Genomic DNA, 16,276 nt, shown 5'->3' with positions numbered 1-16,276 from the left:
CGGCATCGTCGTCGTGCCCGGATACGCCCGACCCTTTCCATGAGGAAGAGACCATGCCTTTTACCGCGGAACAGATCCTGGATCTTCCGTTCGATGTCCAGCCCGATCCGGACGAGTTCATCCGTGCCGCCATGGAGTGGCACTTCAATCCCGAGACCGGCTGCAAGTTCTGGCTGGACCGAGCCGCTACTCTCGGCTTCGATCCGCGAGCCGATGTCAAGACGCACGAGGACCTCCGGCTCTTCCCGAACGTGGCCGCGGAGCTTCGCGACGTCCGTGGCGAGGACCTGGTTCCCAGGGGATACGGAAACCAGCCCGACGTGGTCGGGTTCTTCGAAAGCGGCGGCACCACCGGCGCCCCGAAGCGGGTCGTGCTGATGCGGGACTGGCTGGACCGCATGGTGAGCTGGAGCAACGCGAACCTCGACCGCCACGGTGTGCCGCGCGGAGGGAACTGGCTGGGAGTCATCCCGACCGGGCCGCACGTCGTGGGCACCCTGTTCCGGCAGCACGCCGTCACGCACGGCCGCCATGGCTTCACGATCGACCTCGATCCGCGCTGGGTGAAGCGGCTCATCGCCGACGGTCAGTTCGGGCAGGTCGACGCCTACGCCCAGCACCTCATCGACCAGGCCGCCGACGTCCTGCGGACGCAGGACGTCGGCGTGCTCACCATCACGCCCCCGCTGCTGGAACGGCTGGCCAGGGACGAGAAGCTGGTCGCCCTGGTGAACGAGCGGGTGAAGTGCATCAGGTGGGGAGGCACTCAGATGGACGCCGACTCCCGGCGCATCTTCAAGACCGAGGTGTTCCCCGAGGTCGCGCTGTGCGGCGAGTACGGAAGCACGATGATCATCGGGGTTGCGGGCGAGCGTGCCGGGATCTCCCTCGACGATCCGTGCGTCTTCGACTCGTTCTCCCCCTACGTGACCTTCACGGTCGTCGATTCGAAGAGCCTTGAGCCGGTGCCCTACGGAGAGCGGGGCCGGGTGCTGGTCAACCACGTCAGCAAGTCCTTCCTGCTGCCCAGCAACCTGGAACGTGACCTTGCCACTCGCATTCCGCAGGTGAACGACTTGGTCGGGGACTCGGTCGCCGACATCTCCACGGTCGCGGTGTTCGAGGACGAGGACGTCATCGAGGGGGTTTACTGATGATCGACCTGCCCGCGCTCGGTGCAACGGGCGCCTTCCGCGCCAGCAACAGGCAGACGGTCACCGATGTGGCAGGCACTGCCTTCGCGGAACTGAGTCTCGTGCCGCCGTTGTACGTCAACCGCACCATGGCGGCGCTGCGCCGGGGCAGCGCCATGCCGGCCGACGAACGGGCCGACGCGATGATCCGTGCGGCCATGCTCTTCGCGACCGCGACGATCGACGGCCTGACCGTCGAGGAGTACCAATACGCTGTCAGTAGGGTCGGTGGTGTCCCGATCTCCTCCGTCGTCGGGGCGACCACGACGGTCGCCGAGCGGGTGGCGAAGGCTCATTCGAGCGTCCAGTACGCGCGCCCACAGGGAGCGGTCGACAACTGGCGCGATCCGCTGACGCGGACCGGGCGTTCGGTGTGGGCACGGCGCGGAGACGTGTTCGCCGTGCACGCCGCGGGCAACCATCCCGGCACCCACAGCATCTGGCCGGAGGCACTGGCGCTGGGCTACCGCGTCGCGGTCCGCCCGTCCAGCCGCGATCCCTTCACGCCGCACCGGCTTGTGACGGCACTGCGGAGCGCGGGATTCGCCGACGACCAGGTGGTACTCCTGCCCACCGACCACGCCGGTGCCGACGCCATTCTGCGCGGCGCCGACCTGGGGATGGTGTACGGCGGCGAGGAGGTGACCCGCAAGTACGGCGGGGCCGCGACGGTGCTGCCGCAGGGGCCGGGTCGGTCGAAGATCCTCATCACGGCCGATGTGGACTGGCGCGACCACCTGGACGTGATCGTCGCGTCCGTGAGCGGCCACGGCGGGACCGGATGCGTGAACACGACGGCCATCTTCGTGGAGGGCGACCCGACTCCGCTCGCCGAGGCCGTCGCGGCGCGGTTGTCCGCGATGCCCTGTCTGCCGCCCGAGGACGACAAGGCCGTACTCCCCGTACAGCCGGTCGCGGTCGCCAAGGCGATCGAAACGCACCTGCTCAAGAAGGCTGCGGGCACCCGGCCCTGGCTCGGCGGCGACGGCATCGTGGGCGAACTCGGGGACGGGGGCGCCGCGCTGATGCCGGCCGTCCACCAACTCGACGATCCAGCCGCTCCGCAGGCAGGCGTGGAACTGCCGTTCCCTTGCGTGTGGATCGCGCCGTGGACACCCGAGGCCGGTACGGAGCCGCTGAAGAACACGCTCGTGCTCAACGCGATGACCCACGACACCCAGCTCATCGACCGCCTGCTCGACGAGCCGACCATCAGCAACCTGTATCTGGGAAGCCAGCACACCTACTGGATGGATCCCTCGGTACCGCACGATGGCTACCTGGCCGACTTCCTCATGCGGAACAAGGGCGTCATCCGGAACGGACTCCCCGTGCCTGCCAGCCGCCACTGAAAGTGGTTCCGGCAACGCTCACGTTCGCACCGTGAGCGTGGTTCCGATGTCGCCCGCGGCGGCTCGCCACCGGGACGCTCCCTCCCACTCCAACGAGATCGAAAGGGTCATACCTTGTCCCACTCCGTCGAACCGGCCGACGTCCTGATCGTCGGCGGCGGGTCGGCCGGCGCAGTGCTCGCCGCGCGCCTGAGCGAGAACCCCGCCCGGCGCGTCGTGCTGCTCGAGGCCGGGCCGGACTACGGCCCCACCCAATTCCCCGACGCGCTGCTCGACGCCAACCGCATCGCCGATCTCGATCACGACTGGGGATACACCTCACGGGGCGGGCGACTGAGCCCCTCGATGGTCGCTCTGCGCGGCAAGGTGATGGGCGGGAGTTCCGCCGTCAACGCCGGCGCCGCCCTCCGCGCCCGCGCCCGCGACTTCGCCCGCTGGGCCGAGAACGGGCTCGACGACTGGAGCTTCGCTGACGTCCTGCCGTACTTCCGCGCCCTGGAAAACACCCCCACCGGCGAGGACGAGTTTCACGGGCGAAGCGGGCCGATGCCCGTGCGCCAACTGACCGAGTCCGAGCTGACCCCCGCGCACCGTGGCTTCATCGACGCCGCAGTCGCCCTTGGCCACAAGCGGATCACCGACTTCAACGGTGCCGAGCAGGACGGCGTCGGAGCCTTCGCGGTCAACGTCCTCGATGGGATCCGACAGAACACCGCACTGGTCTACCTCACCGCTGAGGTGCGCGCTCGCCCGAATCTCACCGTGCACGGCGCCGTCACCGTCGACCGGGTCCTGTTCCGCGGTGGCACTGCGACCGGAGTGGTCACCGCCGACGGGACCGTGCACAATGCCTACGAGGTGATCCTCTCTGCCGGGACCTACGGAAGCGCGGCGATCCTGCTGCGCTCCGGCATCGGCCCCGCCGGCGAACTGGCGTCTCTCGGCATCGAGCCCCTCGCCGACCTACCCGTCGGCCAGCACCTGCAAGACCACCCTTTCTGCCCCGCGGTCTATGCACTCGCCCCCGGACGAGGGGAGATGGCTCCGGCCCTCGGCGCGCTGCTGTGGACCGCCTCCAGCGAGGCCGCGGACGGTGAACTCGACCTGAACGTCGTCGCCGTGCATCCCAACGGGGCTCCGTTCATGCCCGCCGGCGGCGTCATCGCCCTGTCCACGGCTCTCGTGCTCCCCGACGCGCAGGGCACGGTGCGCCTCGCCAGCCGAGATCCGCTTGCCCAGCCCTTGATCGACCACAACTACCTCGGCACCGAGCGCGACCGCCGACGCATGCTCGAAGGCGTACGAATCGCCTGTGATCTGGCCCGCGACCCGGCACTCGCGCCGTCGCTCGCCGGGCTTCTGATGCCGCGCGAACTGCCCGACGACGCCGAGGAACTGACGCGGGTGATCGAATCCAGCCTCTCCATCTACGGTCACCCCACCTCCACCGCCCCTATGGGTGCCGCCGACTCGCCTCAGGCCGTCGTCGACTCCCGCGGAGCCGTGCACGGACTCGCCGCCCTGCGTGTCGTGGACGCCTCGATCATCCCGTACGTGCCCTCCAGCGTCACCAACCTCACCACGATCATGCTCGCCGAACGCATCGCCCACCTCGGCTACAACCACTGATAACCATAGGCTGCCGAGAGGCCGGCCACTCGCCTTGATCATTCTGGGGCCGCGCCCCAGGCCGCGCGTTCCTGTACGTCACCGCCGCTTCCCCAGCTGAACCCGACGGGAGTTCAGCCAGGGAAGCTCGGCTTGGGGCGCGGCGAGCGCCGCATCCGATGGGTGCGGTGGTTCGGCGCACTTCACGCAGGCGCCAGGCCACGTGGAGGCTCGGAACCCGCGTCAGGCTGAATTGCTGCGTCTGGGGCTGCTCTGCAGGAACGGACTGCAGGTCTTCAGGGTCCTCTGGACGGGACTTGTTTCGAGCATGCGGATGGAGTCCAGCGCGCTGAGCCTATCGGCCAGGTAGTCATGCAGTTCACTGGGACTCTTGCACAAGACGAGGCCCACCAGGTTGGTTGGGCCGGTGGTGGAGGCCAGGAAGGCTAGCTCCCTGTGTTGGATCAGGGTGCTCGCTACCTGGTTCAGGTGCGCGGGGGCGACCGACATCCACAGCAGGGCTTGCGTGGTGATGCCGTATACCTCCGCACTTATCTCGACGTCGAAGGTGAGCATGCCGCCGGCCTGCAAGGCAGCGAGTCGGCGCGTAATGGTCGAGGGAGACTGGCCGGTCTCGGCGGCGAGGTCTGTGTAGCTGATGCGGCCGTTATTCTGCAACGCGGCCAGGAGGTGCCAGTCCGCCTGGGTCAGGGATGAGCGGAACTTGGGCTCGTCAGCGTCATCTGACGAGTCGAGTGCTCGGCGCAGTTGTTCCTGCTGCTCGTTGGTGAGAGCGGTAGTGTGCCCCTGCCAGGCGGTGGGACCGCCTAAATAGGTATGCAGCAGGCGGTGCGCCGACACCTCGGCGATGTTGGCCACACGGGGGATCTCGCGGAACAGCAGCGTATGGTGCGCCGCGGAGCTCATGACGAAGCAGATCTCGGTTCCCCCGGACACGAGCCGCACCCAGGTGGTGTCGTCCCGCCGAGCCAGGCTCTGCGCGACACTCTGAGCGGTGTTCGGGCTGGCCGTGAGCCTCAGAATCCACTTCCCACCTGACGCTTGCCGCGGGTTCGCCACCCCGACAACACGAAGCGACAGCTCGCTGCTCAGGCGCCCGTAGCGACGGGCGACTGTTTGCGTGGAGACGCCCAGAACCTCGGCGATCCGGCTGAACGGCGCCCGACCGTCGATACGCAGGGCATGAATAATACAGTGGTCCAATTCATCGACTGCGGGGACCGTTGGCTCAGAGAAATCGCCCACTGGCCGTCTAGGGCCAGGAACGCTCAGCACGGTTTGCGGCACCAGTTTCCCCCCGGGTAGCATGTGGCATGACCTCGTCAAGGACTGTCGGCGACGGCGTTTTTCATCACCAGGGCCCCGGCGAGCTCCGTGCCATGGTGATGGTCAGCCAGTTCTCGTGATCGGTCATGCTTTGCCGGACTTGGCGCGCGGGCATGGAGTCGCACGATCGTGGTTTGAGGAATACGTGTTCCGTATCACCAGCCTGCCGGCCTCGGACGCGAGACTCAGCGACCTGGCGGCTCGTCAACAGCTGCACTGGTCCGCCGAGTACCGGCACCACGTTCTGGATGACACCTTCGAGGAGGAGCGCCGTCAGGCCCGCACTGCGCGGCTGCCCGGGAACCTCTCCACCCTGCACGACCTGGCATTCCAATGCAGCCGCTGCCACTACACCAGCCCCCCGACCAGCTCATGAACTACTACGCACCATGACCATCACCACGAGGTGGACATCGACAGGTCAAATCGATAGGTCAAGAGGGACGCGCCGGGGTCCTGACTCATCGCCAGGGCTCGGTCGGCGGAACCCACTAGGTCAATCTAGGAGGCGAGTGTACATGTTCTCGCTCTGCGTGGGGTACGACGGTCTGCCCGGGGGGCTGACGATTAGTAACTTCGGTGTTGTGTACGGTGGTTGGCTCGTAGGATCCCGGTGTGATGGAGGGGATCGAGGCGGCGCTGGTGGAGAAGTTCGCACGGTTGCTGCCGCATCTGGATGAGCGACGCCGGCGTCTGGTGCTCGGCGCGGATGCGCGGGCGCTGGGACGCGGCGGGATCCGTGTGGTGGCGCGTGCCGCAGGGGTTTCGGAGGACACCGTCTCGCGCGGGGCTGCTGAACTGGACGCAGGGATGTCGCCCTCGGTGCGCGTGCGTCGGCCCGGGGCGGGACGCAAGCGGCTGCGCGAGCACGACCCCGGCCTGGTAGCCGCGCTCTTGGCGCTGGTGGAGCCCGTGAAGCGCGGAGATCCGGAGTCCCCCTTACGGTGGACGACCAAGTCGACCCGCAAACTGGCCGCCGAGCTGTCGGCAAAGGGGCACCGCATCGGCGCGGACACCGTGGCCGCCATGCTGAAGGAGGAGGGCTTCTGCCTGCGGGCGGCCTCGCGGACCACCGAGGGTGCCCGGCATCCCGACCGGGATGCCCAGTTCCGCTACATCAACGACAAGGTCTGCGAGTTCACGCAGGCAGGCGAGCCGGTGCTCAGCGTGGACACCAAAAAGAAGGAGGTGCCCGGCGACTACGCGGTGGCCGGTCGTGAGTGGCACCGCGCCGGTCAGCCCGCGCGGGTCCGCGCGTACGACTTCCCGGAGAAAGGCGCGCAGAAGGCGGTGCCCTACGGGATCTACGACCTGGCCGCCGACGCCGGGTGGGTCTCGGTGGGCTGCGACGGGGACACGGCGGCGTTCGCCGTGGCCACCCTGCGCCGCTGGTGGGAGGCGGAGGGACGGGCCCGCTACCCGGACGCGACCCGGCTGCTGATCACCGCGGACGCCGGCGGGGCGAACGGCTGCCGGGTGCGGGCCTGGAAGAAGGAGCTCGCCGACTTCACCTGCGCGGCCGGCCTGGAGGTCATGGTCTGCCACTTCCCTCCGGGGACATCGAAGTGGAACAAGATCGAGCACCGCCTGTTCTCCCGGATCAGCACCAACTGGCGCGGCAGGCCGCTCACCAGCCATGAAGTGGTCGTTAACACCATCGGCGCGACCACGACCCGCACCGGGCCCACCGTCCGCGCCGAACTCGACCCCGGCGCCCACCCGACCGGCACCGCCGTGCCCGACCACGTCATGGACCGGCTCCCCCTGGAGCCGCACGAGTGGCACGGCACCTGGAACTACAGCATCCGACCCGAACCGCTCGGACCCGAACCCCCGTGCCCGGCACCGGAGTTCGGCCGCTTCCCCGCGGAGGACAAGGCCCCCGCATAGCGGCACCATCCCAGCCTGACCGGCATGGAGCCCGCCGCCTGGCAGACTCTGCTCGGCCGCTACCGCGACTACCTGGACGAGCACCCGCCGATCATGATCCCCGGCAAGAAGACCGGCCCCAGCACCGGCAGTCACTACCTCTCCATCGCCGACCGCCTCCTGGTCTGCGTCCTCAAGACCCGCTGGTCCCTGCCCCAGCCGCCGCCGGCGTCCCTCCTCGGCGTCTCCGAGGCCATGATCGGCGCCCCGCCGTCCGCGACGTCGGCCGCGACCTCGCGGCTCTCGGGCACACCGTACCCACTGGTGCCATCACCGTGACCACCGCCGAGCAACTCACCGCCATCGCCGGACACACCCTCGTCCCGGAGAGCACCAAGATCCCGAAGTAACTTTCCGGCAGCTCCCAGGGATCAGCCTGGGAGCGCGGCAACGTAGCCCAACTCGGTCCGTTACGTCGTGGCGCCGGGTCGATGCCGTGCCTCGTGAGGATCTCCCAGACAGTGGAGGGCGCCACCGTGATCCCGAGACCTGCCCACTCCCCGATACCCCCAGCCGTCGTGCTGGCGGGCCATGCGCAGCACGAGCCTCGTGATCGAGGGATGGCGGCGCGGACGCCCCGGGTTCTTGCGCCGCGATCTCTCCGTCCAGCGTCGTTTCACCAGGTTCCGGTGCCACTTGAGGATCGTCGCGGGATTGACGGGAAGTCGCAGGCCCCGTGCTGGGCTCGAGGTATCAGAGCCAGGAACGCGGCGAACAACGCCCGTTCCGCCCATGTCAGCTTCGGGCGCGCGGTCACGCGACGCTCGAGCAGCGCGACTTGGTGGCGAAAGCGAAGGATCTCCGCGTCTGCTTCACCGAGCCTGAGTCGAGCTTCCTTCACTGAACTCCCGTCGAGTTCAGCGAAGGAAGCGGCGGTGGCGTGAAGGAATGCGCGGCCTGGGGCTGGGCCCCGGAGCAACCATCGTGATCACTCGTGAAAGCTCGAAGAATTCACGAATAATCGAGGTCAGCCGACCGGCGTCTCACTGGTCGCGATGAGCCTGCGGTATTCCTTGGCGTCCAGGATGAGGTTCTCGTCCGACGGGTCGAACATCATGCCGTAGACGGCGTGAAAACCCTGGTAGTCAAGCTGGCAGAACTGCAGCGTTTGAACGACCGGGGCGAGGTACTCCTCGAGGGTCCGTCGGGCGAGGCCTTCCGCGGCGTAGGTCTCCGGGGTGCTGCCGACCGTGACGGCCAGCCAAGCCTTCTTGCCGTGCAGCGCGGAGGCGGAACCGTCGAAGGTGAAGGCGAAACCGTAAACCAGCACCGCGTCGAACCACGCCTTGAGCATCGAGGTTACGTTGTACCAGTAGACCGGGAACTGGAGAACGACGGTGTCGTGCTCGCGCAGCAGCTGCTGCTCGCGTGCGACATCGATGTTGAAATCGGGGTAAGCCTCGTAGAGGTCGTGGACGGTGACGTTGTCCAGGTCCTTGATCTCGGCGAGCCGGGTGGCGTTGGCACGGGATTCCGTGAGGTTCGGGTGGGCGACAATGACGAGGGTGCGATTGGTGGTCACTGACTGTTCCATTTCTCGTGTAGGACGCGAACCCGTGTGCGTCATCACTGTCAATGTTGGCGAGCGGGTCGGCCGTGTCCGCGGTCATGCGTTCTTCTCGAGCGCTTTGAGAGGGCGATCGTCTCGGAACGAGCGGCTGTGTCTCTGTAAGTAAAGGCGGTCGGTGATCCGAGCGGCGTTTGTCACGCAATATTGACGGACTCGTTCCACCGGCGACCGTCCCGGTGGTGGATATTCACGCGCACCCCCAACGCCCCGGGGCTTCGGCACAGTCGGCCGGCGTCCGGTTCGTGACGGTCTGTCGGGCAGGGCGGGCCGGGAAGCGTGACAGGCGCGGTCTCCCAGATCATGGAGTTCTCTACGCCCGTGATCCGAGTGGAAGACCGTGCCTGCCTGCGCATCATCGCCGAGAACGCCCGCTCTTGAGCAGCTCCGCTGGGCAGCGCCGGTGCTGCCCGGCGAGGCCCCGGGCCTGCTGGAACGTCTCGCCGAGGTGCCGGACCCGCGTGATCCGCGCGGGGTGCGCCACCCGCTGGCCGTCGTCCTCGCCCTGGCCGCGTGCGCGGTCCCTGGCCGGGGCCACCTCCCTGCCGGCGGTAGGCGAGTGGATCATCGACGCGCCCGCCCACGTGCTCGCCGAGGTCGGCGTCCGCCCCGATCCGGTGCTCCCCCACCGCGGACTGGCCGATGTGGCCCGGCGACCACCATGCGACCACCAGCTGACCCGGCAACAGAAAGAGCCGGCACCTGGTCTCCCAAGTACCGGCCCAACCGACTTCACAGTCGGGACGACAGGATTTGAACCTGCGACCCCTTGACCCCCAGTCAAGTGCGCTACCAAGCTGCGCCACGTCCCGTTGCGCTCACTCGCGGTGACCCGCGTGATCGCGCGAACAGAACTTTACCCCACCTTCGGGGGTGGGCCGAAGAGGGCCCGGGGAGAGCCGGGGACAATCGGTCGTATGACGAACGCGGGCGCATCGGATGCCAGGGACCGGGACCCGGAGGGGCGGGCACGCAGCGCGCGGCCCCGGGACGGGCTCGGCCGGCCGCTGCCCTACGGCACCGAGGGGGTCCCTCGGCAGCCGGAGGGTGTCGTGCGGCGGCCGCAGGAGACGGTCACCGAGGCGCAGGCGCTGCTGGACGCCGGGAAGCCGTTCCATGCGCACGAGGTGTTCGAGGACGCCTGGAAGTCGGGGCCCGAGGAGGAGCGCGCGCTGTGGCGGGGGCTCGCCCAGCTGGCGGTGGGCCTCACGCACGCGGCGCGTGGGAACGCCGTCGGCGGGGCACGGCTGCTGCGGAGGGGCGCGGGGGCGCTTGCGGACTGGGAGACGGAGCAGGGCGAGGACCGGCCGTACGGGATCGATCTCGCCGGGCTCACCCGGTGGGCGCGCGAGCTGGCGGCGCGGGTGGAGAGCGGGGGCGGACCCGTGGACGCGGAGGGCGAGGCCCCCCGGCTCCGTTCCTGACGGAACCGGTGCCGTCGCAGGGTGTGTGGACGCGGTGCACCCGCTGTCAGTGGCATGCGGCAGACTCGGGGCGTGCGAAAGATTCATGTCATCGGTATCGGCGCGGGCGACCCCGACCAGCTGACCCTGCAGGCGGTCAAGGCGCTGCGGAGCACGGACGTGTTCTTCGTGCTCGACAAGGGCGAGGTGAAGAGCGATCTCACCCAGCTCCGCCGGGACATGCTGGAAGCGCATCTGCCCGCGGGCTCTTACCGGGTGGTGGAGGCCCGTGACCCGGAGCGGGACCGGAAGGCGGGTGGGTCGGCGTACTCGCCGGCGGTGGAGGACTGGCGCAGCGCCCGCGCCGGGATCTACGCGCGCCTGATCGCCGAGGAGCTGGGCGAGGACGGCACCGGCGCCTTCCTGGTGTGGGGCGATCCGGCGTTGTACGACAGCACGCTCGGGATTCTGCAGGAGGTGCTGGAGCGCGGCGCGGTCGCGTTCGAGTACGACGTCATACCCGGCATCAGCAGCGTCTCCGCGCTGGTCGCCCGGCATCGCACGGGCCTGAACCGGGTGGCCCGGCCGGTGCAGATCACCACCGGGCGGCGGCTGGCCGAGGGCTTCCCCGAGGGCGTGGACGACGTGGTCGTGATGCTGGACGCGCACCAGGCCTTCCGGGAGTACGCCGGGGAGGACATCGACATCTACTGGGGGGCCTACATCGGCACCCCGGACGAGCTCCTCGTCTCCGGCCCGATCGCCGAGGCCGGTCCGCGCATCGAGCGGGTGCGGGCCGAGGCACGCGAGCGCAAGGGCTGGATCATGGACACGTATCTGCTGCGCAGAAACCCCGGGGATCAGTAGCGGCGCCGGCCCCGGGCCGGGCAACGGTCGTATGAAGCCGAAAACCGCGTGAGCAGGGCACCGGGCTTGGTCATACTCGGGCCATGTCCGGCTCTCCCGTCCGTTTCCGCGATCCACGCAGCACGGAGTACGACTTCCTGGACTCGATCCTGGTCCACTGCCCGCGCTGTGACCGCGTCGCCCGCGTCGAGCGGCAACCGCACCCCGAAGCACGGCCGCTGTTCGCGCCCCGGCGTCTGGTCTGCCGTTCCTGCGGTCTGTCCCGGACGTGGGCGGGCCGGGGCATCGGCCTGTGGGCGGGCTCGGGGGGACCCGCCGAGGACCCCTACTTCCGCACCCGTCTGTGGCTCCAGCGGGAAACCCGGCACGGCCGGCTGTGGGCGTACGACCTGCGGCACCTCGACCTGATCCGCCGCTGTGCCGCCGCCGATCTGCGCGAGCGCGCTCCTTGGTACGACACCGGGCAGAAGATGACCCTGGTCGCCCGGCTGCCGGTGTGGATCACGTCCGCCAAGAACCGGGACGAGGTGCTGCGCACCGTCGACCGGATCCGGAGGTCGGTGCTCACTCAGGGCTGAGGCCGAGCCACTCCCGTACGCCCGCCACGTCGGACACCGCCGTCACGCCCTGCGGGAGCGGGGGGCGCCGTACGACGACGACGGGCAGGCCGAGTTCACGCGCCGCCGTCAGTTTCGCGGCCGTGGCCTCGCCGCCGCTGTCCTTGGTCACCAGCGCCTCGATGCGATGGGCGCGCAGCAGCTCCGTCTCGTCGGCGATGGTGAACGGGCCGCGGGCGAGGACCAGTTCGGTGTCCGGCGGCATGGGCGGCTCGGGCGGGTCGACCGACCGTACGACGAAGTGCAGATCCGTCAGGTGGGCGAACGCGGCGAGGCCCAGGCGTCCGGTGCTGAGGAACACCCGGCGGCCGAGGCCGGGCAGCGCCTCGGCGGCGCCGGCCAGGGACGGGACGTCGTACCAGCGGTCGCCGGGGCCCGGTCGCCAGCCGGGGCGGCGCAGGACGACCAGGGGAACTCCCGTGGCCGCCGCCGCGTGCGCCGCGTTGGCCGTGATCGCCTCGGCGAAGGGATGGGTGGCGTCGACCAGGGCGTCCACGTGCTGCGTGCGCAGCCAGTCGGCCAGGCCCTGCGCACCGCCGAAGCCGCCGATCCGTACCTCGCCCGCCACCGCTCCCGGCCGCGCGACCCGGCCGGCCAGGGACGTCGTCACCCGGATCCCGGGCCGTGCGGCGAGGTCGGCGGCGAGGCGGCGGGCCTCGGTGGTGCCGCCGAGGATCAGGACGTGCGCGGGCATAGGGGTGAGCGTACGAGGTGGTACGGGACGGTCCGCGGGGCGGGTCGCTACGGTCTTGGGGCATGGAGGTCATGGAATCCGTGCGTGGCGTGCTGATCGATATCGACGGTGTTCTCACCGTCTCCTGGAAGCCGCTGCCGGGCGCGGTGGAGGCGCTGCGCGCGATCCGCGCGGCGGGGCTCGGCGTGGCGCTGGTGACCAACACGACGTCCCGGACCCGGGCGTCGATCGCCGAGACGCTGAGCGGGGCCGGTTTCGAGGTGCGCGCCGAGGACGTCCTCACCGCGCCCGCGGTCACCGCCGCACACCTCGCCGAGCACTTCCCGGGCGCCCGCTGCGCGCTGCTCAACAGCGGGGACATCGCGGAGGACCTGGGCGATGTCACCCTGGTGGACGACGATCCCGAGGTGGTCGTGTTCGGCGGTGCCGGGCCGGAGCTGGACTACGCCTCGCTCAACCGGGTGTTCGGGTTCCTCCAGCGGGGTGCGCGGCTGATCGCCATGCACCGGAACCTGTACTGGCGGACCGACGCCGGGCTGCAGCTGGACTCCGGTGCCTTTCTGCTCGGGCTGGAGCAGGCCGCGCGCACAGAGGCGGAAGTGACGGGCAAGCCGTCCCGGGCGTTCTTCGAGGCGGCGCTGGCCCGGCTGGGGGTGGACGCCGGGCAGGCGCTGATGGTGGGCGACGACGTGGAGTCGGACGTGCTCGCGGCGCAACGGGCGGGGCTCACCGGGGTGCTGGTGCGCACGGGGAAGTTCCAGCAGGAGGCGCTGGAGGGGGCGAGCGGCACACCGGACCGGGTGCTGGACTCCTTCGCGGACCTCCCGGCTCTGCTGGGGCTAGCGCAGTAGCAGTTGCACCCCGCCCACGATTGTCGCCGCGATCACGAGCTGTTCGAAGAGTCGCTGGTTGATCCTGCTCACAGCCCACTTGCCGAACAGCGCACCGGGGACGACGAACACGGCGAGTGCCGCGTCGAGGAGCAGCGAACGGCCGTCGATCAGGCCCAGGCCCGCGCTGAACGGCACCTTCGAGACGTTCACGATGAGGAAGAAGAACGCCGAGGTACCGAGGAAGCCCAGCTTCCGGAACCCGGCGGACAGCAGGTACATCGACATCACCGGGCCCCCCGCGTTGGCGACCATCGTGGTGAACCCGCCGAGTACGCCGTACGAGCGGGCCTTCGCGCGGCCGGCGCGCGAGGTGACCTGCTCCGGTGCCGCCCCGCCGTCCGCCGTGCGCCGCCGCCACACCGTCACCCCCGCCATCAGCAGCAGGATCGCGCCGATCGAGATCCGTACGATCCCGTCGTCGGCCCACATCAGGAACAGCGTGCCGACCACCACCCCGGCCGCGACGGCCGGGAACAGCCGCCACAGGGTGGGCCAGTGGGCGTGCCGCCGGTAGGTGAGCACGGCGAGGACGTCACCGGCGATCAGGACGGGCAGCAGGACGCCGGTGGAGGCGCGGGCGGGCAGGACCGCGGCGAAGACGGCGAGGCTGACCGTGTTGGCCCCGCTCACCGCGGTCTTGGAGAAGCCGACGAGGAGGGCCGCGAAGGCGAGCGCCGCGAACCCCCAGCCGGATATGTGCCAGAGCGTCATCGTGTTCATGCGGGGGCCGATGCTATGTCCTGACAAGCCTCCGGCGTAAGGACCGTCTCGCCTGGTGGCCCCTGCCGCGACCGCTTCAGCCGCTATGACCCGTTCGTGCCGCCCGCTATGACCGTTCCGCGTACTGCGCCCGCAGCTCCCGCTCGAGCACCTTCAGATGTCGTCGGCACGGATGTCGCTGGCGTCGAAGGCGATGGGGGGTCCCCTCGGCTCGAGCGAAGCCGAGAGCTGGGGGAGGTCGCGTTCATCACGAGGTTGAAGTGGCTGAGCACGGCGCCCTTCGGCACTTCGGTCGTCCCGCTCGTGTAGGAGGTCACCGCCGGGTGGCACGGGTGACGTACGGCGGCAGGGGCTCGGCGTCGGCGGCGAGCTTGTCGAACTCCTCGCCCGGGACGACCACTTCGACGCCGGTGGCCTCGGCGGCGGCCCGGCCGGTCGCCGCCTGGGCCGGGTGCACGAGCAGCAGCGTCGCCCCGCTGTCCCGGAGCACGTGCTCGACCTCGCCGGCCGACAGCAGCAGGTGCACGGGGACGACCACCCCGCCCGCCGCGGCGATCGCGTAGTAGGCGACCGGGAACTTGGCGGTGTTCTGGGCCATCGACGCCACCGGGTCGCCCGGCCGCACCCCCGAGCCCGGTGAGCGCGCCTGCCCGGGCCGGGGACCTGTGCCACACCTGGGCGAAGGACAGCCGCAGCTCGCCTTCGACGAGCGCCGTCTTCTCGGGGCGACGCCGGGCGTTCTCGGCGAGGACGGCGGCGACGGACAGGGTTGCCTGGAATGCTGCTCCGTTTCCTTGCTGCGGCTCGACTGACCGGCCCCCCGGCAGGAAAGGCGCTAGTGCCGCTCGACCAGCACCGCGCTCCCCTGCCCCACGCCCACGCACATGGTCGCGAGCCCCCGCGCGGCGCCGGTGCGGCGCATGCGGTGCAGGAGCGTCGTCAGGATGCGGGCGCCCGAGCAGCCGAGGGGATGGCCGAGGGCGATGGCTCCGCCGGTGGGGTTGACCAGGTCGGGGTCGATGCCCAGTTGGTCGACGCAGGCGAGCGCCTGGGCGGCGAACGCCTCGTTGAACTCGGCCTCCTGGAGGTCGGCGATGTCCCAGCCGGCCCGGGCCAGGACCTTGCGGGTGGCAGGCACCGGGCCGATGCCCATCACGTCGGGGTGGACGCCTGCGGAGGCGCCCGCGACATAGCGGCCGAGGGACTCCAGGCCCAGCTCGTTCAGTGCCTCCTCGCTGACCAGGAGCAGCCCGGCCGCGCCGTCGTTCATCGGCGAGGCGTTGCCCGCGGTGACCGTGCCGCCCTGGCGGAAGACCGGCTTCAGCCTGGACAGCTTCTCCAGCGAGGTGTCCTCGCGGACGCACTCGTCCTGCTCGACCGTGATGCCGTCCGGCCGCTCCACGGACAGGAGTTCGTCGTCGAAGTGCCCGTTCTTGCGGGCGGCGGCCGCGAGTTGGTGGCTGCGCAGGGCGAACTCGTCCTGGCGGGCGCGGGAGACGCCGTACCGCTCGGCGACCTCCTCGGCGGTCTCGCCCATGGACAGCAGGCCGTGCAGGTCCTTCATCGCGGGGTTGACCAGGCGCCAGCCGAGCCGGGTGTCGTAGGTCTCGATGTGCTGCGGCAGCGCCTCGTCGGGCCGGGGCAGCACGAAGGGGGCGCGGCTCATGGACTCGGAGCCGCCCGCGATCACGATGTCGGCCTCGCCGGCGGCGATGGTGCGGGCGGCGGCGGTGACCGCTTCGAGGCCGGAGGCGCACAGCCGGTTGACGGTGGCGCCGGGCACCGACTCGGGCAGTCCGGCGAGCAGGGCGGCCATGCGGGCGACGTTGCGGTTGTCCTCGCCGGCCTGGTTGGCCGCGCCCCAGTAGACGTCGTCGATCCGGGCCGGGTCGAGGGCGGGCACCTCGGCCACCAGGTGGCGGATCACGGTCGCCGCCAGGTCGTCGGGCCGGACGGAGGACAGGGCTCCGCGCAGCTTGCCGATGGGGGTGCGGCGGGCGGCCGCGAAGTGAACGGGACGCACGGCTTCGACTCCTGACCTACGACCGATCGGCGGCGCTGTCGATCGGCGGACCACTCGGGACAC

Annotated in this window: 15 protein-coding genes, 1 tRNA gene and 2 pseudogenes; 10 read left to right on the top strand and 8 right to left on the bottom strand. The window is 70.0% G+C overall.

What is annotated here, in order from left to right; all coding sequences use genetic code 11:
- The first annotated feature begins 53 nt into the window (after positions 1 to 53).
- The 3 genes from ACZ5NH_RS06825 to ACZ5NH_RS06815 all read left to right on the top strand — a co-directional run bounded on the left by ACZ5NH_RS06825 (position 54) and on the right by ACZ5NH_RS06815 (position 4,174).
- Positions 54 to 1,154 carry a phenylacetate--CoA ligase family protein gene (locus tag ACZ5NH_RS06825; protein WP_468773287.1) on the top strand — a complete coding sequence of 367 codons (1,101 nt, stop codon included), beginning with the start codon at positions 54 to 56 and terminating at the stop codon, positions 1,152 to 1,154.
- Entirely contained in the window at positions 1,154 to 2,545 is a 1,392-nt protein-coding gene (locus ACZ5NH_RS06820; RefSeq protein ID WP_468773286.1) for an aldehyde dehydrogenase family protein, read from the top strand. The genes ACZ5NH_RS06825 and ACZ5NH_RS06820 overlap by 1 nt, the downstream gene beginning before the upstream one ends.
- A gap of 114 nt (positions 2,546 to 2,659) precedes the next feature.
- The gene (locus tag ACZ5NH_RS06815) at positions 2,660 to 4,174 is read left to right on the top strand and encodes a GMC family oxidoreductase (RefSeq protein WP_468773285.1); all 1,515 of its coding nucleotides are present in this window, start codon (positions 2,660 to 2,662) and stop codon (positions 4,172 to 4,174) included.
- 222 nt (positions 4,175 to 4,396) lie between these two features.
- Here ACZ5NH_RS06815 and ACZ5NH_RS06810 read toward each other — a convergent pair whose 3' ends face one another.
- On the bottom strand, positions 4,397 to 5,377 hold the full coding sequence (locus tag ACZ5NH_RS06810) for an Lrp/AsnC family transcriptional regulator (RefSeq protein WP_468773284.1): 981 nt from the start codon (positions 5,375 to 5,377) through the stop codon (positions 4,397 to 4,399).
- A gap of 268 nt (positions 5,378 to 5,645) precedes the next feature.
- On the opposite strand from ACZ5NH_RS06810, the gene ACZ5NH_RS06805 reads away from it, so the two are divergent.
- Both ACZ5NH_RS06805 and ACZ5NH_RS06800 read left to right on the top strand, forming a co-directional pair.
- On the top strand, positions 5,646 to 5,876 hold the full coding sequence (locus tag ACZ5NH_RS06805; protein WP_468773283.1) for a hypothetical protein: 231 nt from the start codon (positions 5,646 to 5,648) through the stop codon (positions 5,874 to 5,876).
- A gap of 242 nt (positions 5,877 to 6,118) precedes the next feature.
- Positions 6,119 to 7,779, top strand: a pseudogene (locus ACZ5NH_RS06800) (ISAzo13 family transposase).
- A 617-nt stretch (positions 7,780 to 8,396) separates the two neighbouring features.
- On the opposite strand, the gene ACZ5NH_RS06795 reads toward ACZ5NH_RS06800, so the two are convergent.
- Positions 8,397 to 8,951 carry an NAD(P)H-dependent oxidoreductase gene (locus ACZ5NH_RS06795; protein ID WP_388626840.1) on the bottom strand — a complete coding sequence of 185 codons (555 nt, stop codon included), beginning with the start codon at positions 8,949 to 8,951 and terminating at the stop codon, positions 8,397 to 8,399.
- Between the two features lie 400 nt (positions 8,952 to 9,351).
- Positions 9,352 to 9,564, bottom strand: a complete 213-nt coding sequence (locus ACZ5NH_RS06790) for a hypothetical protein (protein ID WP_468773532.1) — start codon at positions 9,562 to 9,564, stop codon at positions 9,352 to 9,354.
- Here ACZ5NH_RS06790 and ACZ5NH_RS06785 point away from each other — a divergent pair.
- Positions 9,472 to 9,753, top strand: coding sequence for a hypothetical protein (locus tag ACZ5NH_RS06785; RefSeq protein WP_468773517.1), 282 nt, complete (start codon positions 9,472 to 9,474; stop codon positions 9,751 to 9,753). The genes ACZ5NH_RS06790 and ACZ5NH_RS06785 overlap by 93 nt on opposite strands.
- Here ACZ5NH_RS06785 and ACZ5NH_RS06780 read toward each other — a convergent pair.
- Positions 9,735 to 9,808: transfer RNA gene (locus ACZ5NH_RS06780), tRNA-Pro, on the bottom strand. The two genes, ACZ5NH_RS06785 and ACZ5NH_RS06780, sit on opposite strands and share 19 nt — an antisense overlap.
- 105 nt (positions 9,809 to 9,913) lie before the next feature.
- Between ACZ5NH_RS06780 and ACZ5NH_RS06775 the strand changes: the two genes are divergently transcribed.
- From ACZ5NH_RS06775 to ACZ5NH_RS06765, 3 genes are all read left to right on the top strand, one after another.
- Entirely contained in the window at positions 9,914 to 10,420 is a 507-nt protein-coding gene (locus ACZ5NH_RS06775) for a DUF309 domain-containing protein (RefSeq protein WP_468773282.1), read from the top strand.
- 72 nt (positions 10,421 to 10,492) lie between these two features.
- Entirely contained in the window at positions 10,493 to 11,266 is a 774-nt protein-coding gene (gene cobF, locus ACZ5NH_RS06770; RefSeq protein WP_388626845.1) for a precorrin-6A synthase (deacetylating), read from the top strand.
- Between the two features lie 83 nt (positions 11,267 to 11,349).
- Complete coding sequence (locus ACZ5NH_RS06765; RefSeq protein ID WP_468773281.1) at positions 11,350 to 11,844, top strand: hypothetical protein; 495 nt, start codon at positions 11,350 to 11,352, stop codon at positions 11,842 to 11,844.
- On the opposite strand, the gene ACZ5NH_RS06760 is transcribed toward ACZ5NH_RS06765, so the two are convergent.
- Positions 11,831 to 12,577 (bottom strand): cobalt-precorrin-6A reductase, encoded by a 747-nt coding sequence (locus ACZ5NH_RS06760; protein WP_468773280.1) that lies wholly within the window; start codon positions 12,575 to 12,577, stop codon positions 11,831 to 11,833. The genes ACZ5NH_RS06765 and ACZ5NH_RS06760 overlap by 14 nt on opposite strands.
- A 71-nt stretch (positions 12,578 to 12,648) precedes the next feature.
- Here ACZ5NH_RS06760 and ACZ5NH_RS06755 point away from each other — a divergent pair, with 71 nt between their 5' ends.
- Positions 12,649 to 13,428, top strand: coding sequence for an HAD-IIA family hydrolase (locus ACZ5NH_RS06755; RefSeq protein WP_468773279.1), 780 nt, complete (start codon positions 12,649 to 12,651; stop codon positions 13,426 to 13,428).
- Here ACZ5NH_RS06755 and ACZ5NH_RS06750 read toward each other — a convergent pair.
- From ACZ5NH_RS06750 to ACZ5NH_RS06740, 3 genes and pseudogenes are all read right to left on the bottom strand, one after another.
- Positions 13,417 to 14,190 carry a sulfite exporter TauE/SafE family protein gene (locus tag ACZ5NH_RS06750; RefSeq protein WP_388626850.1) on the bottom strand — a complete coding sequence of 258 codons (774 nt, stop codon included), beginning with the start codon at positions 14,188 to 14,190 and terminating at the stop codon, positions 13,417 to 13,419. The two genes, ACZ5NH_RS06755 and ACZ5NH_RS06750, sit on opposite strands and share 12 nt — an antisense overlap.
- A gap of 156 nt (positions 14,191 to 14,346) precedes the next feature.
- Positions 14,347 to 15,017, bottom strand: a pseudogene (locus tag ACZ5NH_RS06745) (AMP-binding protein); the annotation flags it as partial.
- Positions 15,018 to 15,025: 8 nt separating this feature from the next.
- The gene (locus ACZ5NH_RS06740) at positions 15,026 to 16,213 is read right to left on the bottom strand and encodes a thiolase family protein (protein WP_468773278.1); all 1,188 of its coding nucleotides are present in this window, start codon (positions 16,211 to 16,213) and stop codon (positions 15,026 to 15,028) included.
- Positions 16,214 to 16,276 lie beyond the last annotated feature (63 nt).

The sequence above is a fragment of the Streptomyces sp. NPDC031426 genome, from assembly GCF_055581585.1.
This window is presented reverse-complemented; position numbering and strand designations above follow the sequence as displayed.

Bases quoted from the DNA above. Each gene is read 5' to 3' on its own strand.
- ACZ5NH_RS06825 (WP_468773287.1), top strand. From the start codon at position 54: ATGCCTTTTACCGCGGAACAGATCCTGGATCTTCCGTTCGATGTCCAG.
- ACZ5NH_RS06820 (WP_468773286.1), top strand. From the start codon at position 1,154: ATGATCGACCTGCCCGCGCTCGGTGCAACGGGCGCCTTCCGCGCCAGC.
- ACZ5NH_RS06790 (WP_468773532.1), bottom strand. From the start codon at position 9,564: ATGATCCACTCGCCTACCGCCGGCAGGGAGGTGGCCCCGGCCAGGGAC.
- ACZ5NH_RS06775 (WP_468773282.1), top strand. From the start codon at position 9,914: ATGACGAACGCGGGCGCATCGGATGCCAGGGACCGGGACCCGGAGGGG.
- ACZ5NH_RS06765 (WP_468773281.1), top strand. From the start codon at position 11,350: ATGTCCGGCTCTCCCGTCCGTTTCCGCGATCCACGCAGCACGGAGTAC.
- ACZ5NH_RS06760 (WP_468773280.1), bottom strand. From the start codon at position 12,577: ATGCCCGCGCACGTCCTGATCCTCGGCGGCACCACCGAGGCCCGCCGC.
- ACZ5NH_RS06755 (WP_468773279.1), top strand. From the start codon at position 12,649: ATGGAATCCGTGCGTGGCGTGCTGATCGATATCGACGGTGTTCTCACC.
- ACZ5NH_RS06750 (WP_388626850.1), bottom strand. From the start codon at position 14,190: ATGAACACGATGACGCTCTGGCACATATCCGGCTGGGGGTTCGCGGCG.